7 protein-coding genes are annotated in these 6,718 nt (G+C 63.8%); 2 read left to right on the top strand and 5 right to left on the bottom strand.

Translation table 11 applies throughout. From position 1 onward, the window contains the following. On the top strand, window positions 1-684 hold a 684-nt coding region (locus EN781_RS21685), incomplete at its 5' end, for a glutathione synthase (RefSeq protein WP_127400318.1). Window positions 685-954: 270 nt separating this feature from the next. Here EN781_RS21685 and EN781_RS21690 read toward each other — a convergent pair. Then, window positions 955-1,911: a calcium:proton antiporter gene (locus tag EN781_RS21690; RefSeq protein ID WP_245455624.1), complete on the bottom strand. Its 957-nt coding sequence runs from the start codon at window positions 1,909-1,911 to the stop codon at window positions 955-957. Between EN781_RS21690 and EN781_RS35855 the strand changes: the two genes are divergently transcribed. Next, window positions 1,904-2,029, top strand: coding sequence for a hypothetical protein (locus EN781_RS35855; RefSeq protein WP_281033066.1), 126 nt, complete (start codon window positions 1,904-1,906; stop codon window positions 2,027-2,029). The two genes, EN781_RS21690 and EN781_RS35855, sit on opposite strands and share 8 nt — an antisense overlap. Window positions 2,030-2,120: 91 nt before the next feature. Here the strand turns inward: EN781_RS35855 and EN781_RS21695 are convergent, their stop codons facing one another. From EN781_RS21695 to EN781_RS21710, 4 genes are all read right to left on the bottom strand, one after another. Continuing rightward, window positions 2,121-2,774, bottom strand: coding sequence for a poly-gamma-glutamate hydrolase family protein (locus EN781_RS21695; protein ID WP_126056395.1), 654 nt, complete (start codon window positions 2,772-2,774; stop codon window positions 2,121-2,123). A 10-nt stretch (window positions 2,775-2,784) separates the two neighbouring features. After that, a complete protein-coding gene (locus tag EN781_RS21700) occupies window positions 2,785-4,551 on the bottom strand; it encodes an AMP-binding protein (protein WP_126056396.1) in 1,767 nt (588 codons plus the stop codon). A gap of 171 nt (window positions 4,552-4,722) precedes the next feature. Beyond that, window positions 4,723-5,424: an ATP phosphoribosyltransferase gene (hisG, locus tag EN781_RS21705; RefSeq protein ID WP_126056397.1), complete on the bottom strand. Its 702-nt coding sequence runs from the start codon at window positions 5,422-5,424 to the stop codon at window positions 4,723-4,725. Then, window positions 5,421-6,542: an ATP phosphoribosyltransferase regulatory subunit gene (locus EN781_RS21710; protein ID WP_126056398.1), complete on the bottom strand. Its 1,122-nt coding sequence runs from the start codon at window positions 6,540-6,542 to the stop codon at window positions 5,421-5,423. Before EN781_RS21710 ends, hisG begins: the two co-directional genes overlap by 4 nt. Window positions 6,543-6,718 lie beyond the last annotated feature (176 nt).

The raw sequence follows: 6,718 nt of genomic DNA on the forward strand, positions 1-6,718 counted from the left end.
GTCGTCGTCAACGATCCGGACGGTCTGGCGCAGGCACAAAGCAAGCTCTACCTGCAGACCTTCCCCGAGGCAGTTCGGCCGGCGACCCTGATATCGCGCAGCATTGTCGAGATCCGCGCGTTTATCGACAAGAACGCAAAGGGCTGCATCGTCAAGCCACTCCAGGGATCGGGTGGCAAGAACGTCTTCCATATCGCAACGCCTGCTGATTCCAACCTGAACCAGATTTTCGAGGCGGCCAGCGGTGACGGCTATCTCATCGCCCAGGTCTACATCCCGGAGGCCAAGGCCGGTGACGTGCGTCTCTTCCTGATGAACGGCCTGCCACTGATGCGCGATGGCAATTATGCAGCCTTTCGCCGCGTCCCCGCCAAGGGCGATGTTCGCTCCAACATCCACGCCGCCGGAACCGCCCGCAAGGTCAAGGTGACGGACACGATGTTGCGCATTGCCGAGATGGTACGCCCCAAATTGGTGAGCGACGGCATGTTTCTGGTTGGGCTCGACATAGCCGGCGACAAACTTCTCGAGATCAATGTGTTCACGCCAGGCGGGCTGTCGCGGCTCGCGGACATGTACAAGACTGATTTTGCCACACATGTCATCGTTGCGCTGGAAGAGAAGCTGACCCTGCGCCGGGCCTACGGAAAGACCATGCCGAATTCGCGGCTGGCGACCCTTTGATGAACGCAGGGCAAGCCGGCCATAAGATCGGCGATAGGGCAAGCAGCGGCTGGCTTTAGCGAGGAGACTGACCAGCTCGCAGCGCTGTCTTGTGGCATGCGCCCCGACAGAGCAATTCCAGGAAAAAGTGTGAAACGGCTTTCCGTCCGGAATTGCGTCAAAACAAAGAGATAGAGCGGTTCAGCGTTTCCGCGAACAATGAAAGCACCAGCGATTCCCAACCGGTGGCCGTCTCATCCCTGCATCCGGTTGCCAGCATGGACCAAGCCTTCAGGGTACAAATATCAGAAACACGTACGTAAGAAACACCACGACATGAACCATGCCCGTCAGGAATGTCGTTCTTTCGGTGCTGAAGCTCACGTTGCAAACGAAAAGCGCCAAAACCATAAGGACTGCGTCAGCCGCCGGCAGCCCCAGGGTCAAGCCTCGTCCCGTCAGCAGGCTGGCGGCGGCGACCGCCGGTATCGTGAGACCAATCGTGGCGCAAGCCGAACCCAACGCGACGTTCAAGCCGCGCTGCAGTTCGTTGCTGAGTGAAGCGCGAACCGCCGAAATGGCCTCCGGCATCAAGACCAGCCCCGCGATCAGCGCCCCCACGATGCTGTCCGCCTGGGTCACCTGATAGGCAACGAGCGCATCTTCGACACTCGCGGCGACCTGTTCAGCGAGCATGACAATGCCGATCAACCCGATGAACAGGAGCACGGCGCTGGCGTAGATGCCTTCGTGAGGGGCGCTTGCGATCAAGACGTCGCGCGCCTGTCCTTCGATGAAATCGTCGCGGTGCCGGACTGTCTGCGCGAACACGAAAGCCGCGTAAAGCAGAACCGAAAGCACACTGACAAAGCCAAGCTGGGCGGCCGAGAACGTGCCGGGATCGGTGGTCCGGGTGTAGGTCGGCAGGATGAGCGTCATCACCGTCAGCGCGATCAGGACCGCCAGGTAGGCGCTGGTCCCCTGTCGAACGATTGCCTGCTTGCGGTGACGCCAGCCGCCAAGCACGAGGCACAGGCCAACAACGCCGGTGCATGTGATCATCACAGTCGAGAAGACGGACTCGCGGGCAAGCGTCGGGTTGTTCTCGCCATGCAGCATCATGGAAACGATGATCGACACCTCGATCGCCGTCACGGCAAAGGTCAGCACCAGCGTGCCGTATGGCTCGCCCACCCGCCGAGCCACCGCCTCGGCATGCTCGAGCACGATGAAAATGGTGATGAACATGATCGCGCTCGAAAGCGCTCCGATTAGGATCCTGACGCTCGGCGAACCTGCGTCCACCGACATCCCGCTGGCTCTGACCGCGACGGCCATCGCCAGGGCGACCAAGGGCATCGCATAGGACGTCACCGATCGGCCGAAACCTGTCATCCGAGCCCCCGAACGCCGCGCGTTTCTGCGAACTTAGCGGAAAAGGGCGGCGGGGGCACCTCTCACAGGCATCTTTGCCTGCCAAGCGCACCATTCAAAACACGATTGAGGCCAGGGCACCGTTTTGCGCATCGAATGTCTCGATGGCCTTGCGAACCGCCCCACAAAATCGTTCCAGAAGTTCCAACTCGTTCCCCAGTCGACGGCGCAACGACAAGGGCACTTCCAGCTGTGCTCCTTTCCCCGTCAAGCCTCGGTTGACGATGCAAATCCTGGATACCTGGAAAGGGATGGTTGTCCTTTTGCGTCTGGAAGTCGGCGTCCTGCAGACGCCAGGCTATCTCCGAAACCAACGCGGCGTCCTTGCCGCCGAGGTAGACTGTCGAGGGATCGTCCCGATCCCGACGACCGTGGATAGCGACGACCGTGGACTTGGTCCGCAACAGTTCCAGCGCGGTTGCCTCGTCAAAGTTTCTGGATGTTATGTGCAGCTCTCGGTTGCTTTCCGGCATGAGCCCTTCAAAGCAATACATATCGAGATCGCGCCCGGCTATCGTCTCGGTGATCAGGGAGGTGCGGGGCTCGATCTTGCCGCCATGCGGGGCCATGACGATCGCACTGCCGGTTCGCCCTCCGCGCCGGACGACTATGCGAAAATCTATGTTTTCGGTTTTGGCAGCCTTCAGCGCCGCGAAATTCGGAAACTCGTTGTCCATAAATGCCGTTTCACGCCGTCTTCTGCACCACCAAACCCAGTTCTTCGATCATCGCGTCGCGCATCAGGAATTTCTGCGGCTTGCCGGTGACCGTCATCGGCAGTTCGGTGCGGAAGCGGATATAGCGAGGCACCTTGTAGTGCGCGATCTGGCCGGCGCAGAAGGCCTTGATCTCCTGCTCCGTGGCAACCTGGCCGGGTTTCAGCACGACCCAGGCGCATAGCTCCTCGCCATATTTGTCGTCCGGGACGCCGAAGACCTGCACTTCCTTGATCTTGGGATGGCGGTAGAGGAACTCCTCGACCTCGCGCGGATAGACGTTCTCGCCGCCGCGGATGACCATGTCCTTGACCCGGCCGACGATGTTGCAATAGCCCTCGACGTCTATCGTCGCTAGGTCGCCAGTGTGCATCCAGCCGTCGGCGTCGATCGCCTCGCGGGTCTTCTCGGCGTCTTCCCAGTAGCCCTTCATCACCGAATAGCCGCGCGTACAGAGCTCACCCGGCGCGCCAACCGCGACGGTAGCGCCATCGGCGTCGATGGCCTTGACTTCGACATGGGGATGGATGCGCCCGACGGTGGAGACGCGCTTTTCCAGCGGATCGTGGACGCCGCTCTGGAACGACACAGGGCTGGTCTCGGTCATGCCGTAGGCGATGGTCACCTCAGACATATGCATCAGCGACACCACCTTCTTCATCACCTCGATCGGGCATGGCGAGCCGGCCATGATGCCAGTGCGCAGACTGGAAAGATCGAAGCTCGAAAAATCGGCATGGTCGAGCATGGCGACGAACATGGTCGGCACGCCATAGATGCCGGTGCAGCGCTCCTGCGCCACGGCCTTCAGCGTCGCGCCGGCATCGAAGCCCTCGCCCGGAAACACCATGGTGGCGCCCTTGGTGACGCAGCCCATCGTGCCCATCGACATGCCGAAGCAGTGGTAGAGCGGCACGGGGATGCAAAGCCGGTCGTCGACGGTGAGCTTGATCGCCGCGGTGACGAAATTGCCGTTGTTGACGATGTTCAAATGGGTGAGCGTCGCACCCTTCGGCGCACCGGTCGTGCCGCTCGTGAACTGGATGTTGATGGCCTCATTCGGTTTCAGCCGCTCGGAGATGCGGTCGAGGCTGTCATGCTCGTCACGCCCGGCCATGGCCAGCACGTCGCCGAAATTGAACATGCCGGGCGAATTGTCCTCGCCCATGCGGATGACGATCTTCAGCGCCGGCAGCTTCTTCGCGTTGAGCTTACCTGGCGTCGCGGTGGCGATCTCCGGCGCCAGTGTCTCGATCATGCCGAGATAGTCGGACGTCTTGAAGCTGGCGGCCGTGACCAGCGCCGTGCAGCCGACCTTGTTGAGGGCATATTCCAGCTCGGTCAGCCGGTAGGCCGGGTTGATGTTGACCAGGATCAGGCCGATGCGCGCGGTGGCGAATTGCGTCACCAGCCATTCCCAGCGGTTGGGCGACCAGATGCCGACGCGGTCGCCCTTTTCCAGCCCGAGCGCCAGGAAGCCGGCGGCGAGCGCATCCACCGTGTCCGACAGCTCGCTCCAGGTGAAGCGCTTGTCCTGGCCGACGAAGACTGCGGCGTCGAGCGTGGCGTATTTCGCGACCGTGTCGGAGAACAGTTCCGGGATGGTCTTGTCGAGCAAGGGCACCGAGTTGTCGCCCGAGACGTGCGCCTTGCCACCGACCGGGGCAATGAAGGTGCCGCTCGCGCTTCGCCCGCGCAGATTGGTGGCGTTCATGAGCTCGTCGAGTTTGATCGCCATCGCCGTCTCCTCCCGGGATAGACCGAGCCTATCAGTCCGCCGGGGCAGAGGAAATCCCACCAATGTCCCCCTTGAGGGGAGGGTGGACAGCCGCCGACGGCGGATGGACGTGAGGGGGCCTGCTCGAAGTGAGACGACCCCACCCGCCTCGCTTGGCGAGGCACCCTCCCCTCAAGGGGGAGGAAGGGCGCTCATCTTCGCGCCGATATCGCGCAAGAGCGCCTCATCGGCGGCTGTGCGTTTCTTCCTGGAGGCGACAAGGCAGGCCTGCGATCGCAGCACCACGCCATCAGCCAGCACCTTGAGGTGATTGGCGCGCAGCGTCGAACCGGTGGTGGTGATGTCGACGATGACGTCGGCCAGCCCTTGCGCCGGTGCGCCCTCGGTGGCGCCGAGGCTCTCGACGATGCGATAGACCTGGATGCCGTGCTTGAGCGAGAAGAACTGCTGGGTGAGCCGCCAGTATTTGGTGGCGATCCGGAGCCGCCTGCCGTGGCGCTGGCGGAAGTCGGCGGCGACATCGTCGAGGTCGGCCATGGTCTCGACGTCGAGCCAGATGTCGGGCACCGCCACCACGACATCGGCATGGCCGAAGCCAAGACGGGCGACGATCTCGGCGCGCGCTTCCCAATCGGCCAGGTTTTCGCGCAAAAGGTCCTCGCCGGTGATGCCGAGGTCGACAGAGCCCTGGCCGATCTCGCCGGCGATTTCCGACGCGGAGAGAAACGCGACCTCGACGGCCTCCATGCCCTCGATGCGGGCGCGGTATTTGCGCTCGTCGCCGGGCAGGCTGACGGTGAGGCCGGCCTTGGCCAGCACCTCCAGCGCCTGCTCCTTCAACCGGCCTTTCGACGGGAGAGCGAGCGTTATCATTCGGCCTTCTCCCGCAGCGCCTCGATGCGGTCGAGCCAGACCGAGAAGCCGACGCCGGGGATCGGCGTCTTCGCGCCGAGCAGAGTCAGCAGGCGGTCATAGCGGCCGCCGCCGGCCAGCGGCCTGTCGCCGCCTTCAGCCGCGATCTCGAAGACAAGTCCGGTATAGTAGTCGAGCGGACGGCCGAAGGCCGCGTCATAGCGAATGCCGGCAACCGGCAGGCCATGCGCCTCGATCGTACTGGCGCGAGCGGCGAAATTGTCCAGCGCCGCGCCCAGCGAGAGACCGGCAGAGGCCGCGAAGCTTTCGAGGGCCTGAGGTGCGCCATCGAGCGGCACATCGATCGCCAGAAACCCTTTCAAGGCCGAGAACGCCTCGTTCGATAGCCGCACGCTGCGCAATTCGGCCTTCTCGATCAGCCGCCGCGCAATGTCCGCGGGCGAGCGCCCGGCGGAAGCCGACAGGCCTGCCTCTTCCATGCCGGCGGCAATATGCGCGGCAAGACCCTCGACGTCGCCGTCGAGCACCAGCGTCGCGACCGAGCCGGCAAGCTGGCTGTTGCGCGGCGGGTTGGCGAGGTCGGCCAATGCCGCCTCCAGCATCGGCGCCGAGCCGAAGGCCCGCGCCAGCCGCATGCGCCAGCCGCGCGGCAAGCCAAGGGCTGCCAGCACCGCCTCGAAGACGGTCTGGTCGCCAAGCGTGACGGCCAGCGCCTGGCCTGGCAGCGCCAGCGTCAGCAGCGCGTGCGCATCGGCCAGCGAGCGGGCATCGGCGGCGGCGGTGTCGCGATCGCCGAGGTCCTCGATGCCGGCCTGGAAGAACTCGTTACCGCCCTCGCGGCGCTGGCGAAACACCTCGCCGAGATAGGAATAGCGGCGCGGCGTGCCCGCCTGGCTGGTGATGTGGTCCAGGCAGACGGGAATGGTGAATTCGGGCCTGAGACACAGCGTCTTGCCGGTCTCGCTCTCGGTGAGGAAGATGCGGCGGCGCAGGTCTTCGCCGGCCATGTCGAGGAACGGATCGGCCGGCTGCAGCACGGCGACCTCGACCGCGTGCGTGTCACGCGCGGCGAAGAGCTTGGCGATGTCGGCGGCGATGGCGGGGTAGCGGGAGATCATGGATAGGTTGGGCGCGAGGCACCCCCCTCTGGCCTGCCGGCCATCTCCCCCTCAAGGGGGGAGATCGGCAGCTTCGAGCGCCGCACCCTTACTCCAACACCGGAGATTTGCGAAACCACACGGGACATCCAATCTCCCCCTCTGAGGGGGAGATGTCCGGCAGGACAGAGGGGGGT

Origin of the sequence: Mesorhizobium sp. M4A.F.Ca.ET.090.04.2.1 (assembly GCF_003999085.1) — a bacterium.
In the GTDB taxonomy this organism is placed as follows: domain Bacteria; phylum Pseudomonadota; class Alphaproteobacteria; order Rhizobiales; family Rhizobiaceae; genus Mesorhizobium.

What these genes read in the sequence shown, in the direction of transcription:
- EN781_RS35855 (WP_281033066.1), top strand. Translation starts at nt 1,904, where the DNA reads ATGAACATGATCGCGCTCGAAAGCGCTCCGATTAGGATCCTGACGCTC.
- EN781_RS21710 (WP_126056398.1), bottom strand. Translation starts at nt 6,542, where the DNA reads ATGATCTCCCGCTACCCCGCCATCGCCGCCGACATCGCCAAGCTCTTC.
- EN781_RS21700 (WP_126056396.1), bottom strand. Translation starts at nt 4,551, where the DNA reads ATGGCGATCAAACTCGACGAGCTCATGAACGCCACCAATCTGCGCGGG.
- hisG (WP_126056397.1), bottom strand. Translation starts at nt 5,424, where the DNA reads ATGATAACGCTCGCTCTCCCGTCGAAAGGCCGGTTGAAGGAGCAGGCG.
- EN781_RS21695 (WP_126056395.1), bottom strand. Translation starts at nt 2,774, where the DNA reads ATGGACAACGAGTTTCCGAATTTCGCGGCGCTGAAGGCTGCCAAAACC.
- EN781_RS21690 (WP_245455624.1), bottom strand. Translation starts at nt 1,911, where the DNA reads ATGTTCATCACCATTTTCATCGTGCTCGAGCATGCCGAGGCGGTGGCT.